At 42.2% G+C, this 1091-nt stretch carries 1 pseudogene; it reads right to left on the bottom strand.

Features of this window, described 5'->3' with window-relative positions:
• A pseudogene (locus IQP38_RS27075) lies at positions 1 to 1091 on the bottom strand (hypothetical protein); the annotation flags it as partial.

Below are 1091 nucleotides of genomic sequence, written 5' to 3'. Positions count from 1 at the left end.
AGACTTCCTAGTCCGGCCATACCACCAACAAATGCTGCGCGGGAGTTAAATTCAGAAACATCGATATCAAGCCCCCCAATTTCTGAGTCAATAGAAGCCTTTGTCATTTTAGGAGCTGCTTCTTGCCATCGCACCAGAAGGGCGTCCACCTCATTTGAGACAACTTTACCGCTAGATTTTAGGTTACTCTCAAGTTTAGAGGTGATCAGTTGGCTGAAATAATTGCCAATTTCTGTTTGAGCTTCTTTCTTGTCATCATAAGTTTCGGTAATAAGCGTTTCCAAACCTTCCGCAGATGAATTGTACTGATAGAAGGTCTTCATATCAGAAAGATCTTTTTTCTTACGGTCAGCACAAGATGCAATAAGTTCCTCGAAATCGGCCTTTATTTTAGAAGCCTGCTTACGAAATCGCGCATCCTGTTCATTGACCTCATTTACACGGTCAACACTTGATTGCTCTTTGTCTTTCAATGATTCAATAGCAACCGCTAGAACCTTATCTGCTTGAGAGTAAATATTCTTGATATTTTGCCCTACGATAGCAGCATGATTCTCATTCAGGTAATCTGCCATTTCATCGACTTGACGGATAAGCGATGTACGATATAGCTCATTCTCTCGCCAGAATGGTTGTGTACGAGCAGTCAGTTCCTGAGGTTCTGGTGCTTCATCGATATAACCATCTTCTATCCAATGATTGAAAATTAGCTTATCTAGCTGCTTCTTCACGCGTTTAAACGTCACTTTACCAACCATAGAAACATCATCAGCATTTAGATCGCTATGACAGTGCGACTGGACGAATAATAGATGCTTCAGGGGATTATTTTTATCGACTGGTGGGCGCTGACGGATGATATTTGCTGCAAAGCCCAAATCACTTTCCTTAAAGAAACCAGCGTGCATAGACAAGAATACAACACCATCAGCTAGCTCTACACCACCAAGCGCTTTTTCCGTGTCGCTGTCGTCTTCACTGTTTAGATCCCCTGGAGTATCCATCAACCACACTTTTTTGAGGATAGGCGCATCCATGAACACGATTGCTATGTACGCATCGTTCTCAAATGATTCATCATAATTGTGTAC

The sequence above is a fragment of the Vibrio sp. OPT41 genome (assembly GCF_015163595.1).
Lineage (GTDB): Bacteria > Pseudomonadota > Gammaproteobacteria > Enterobacterales > Vibrionaceae > Vibrio > Vibrio alginolyticus.
This window is presented reverse-complemented; position numbering and strand designations above follow the sequence as displayed.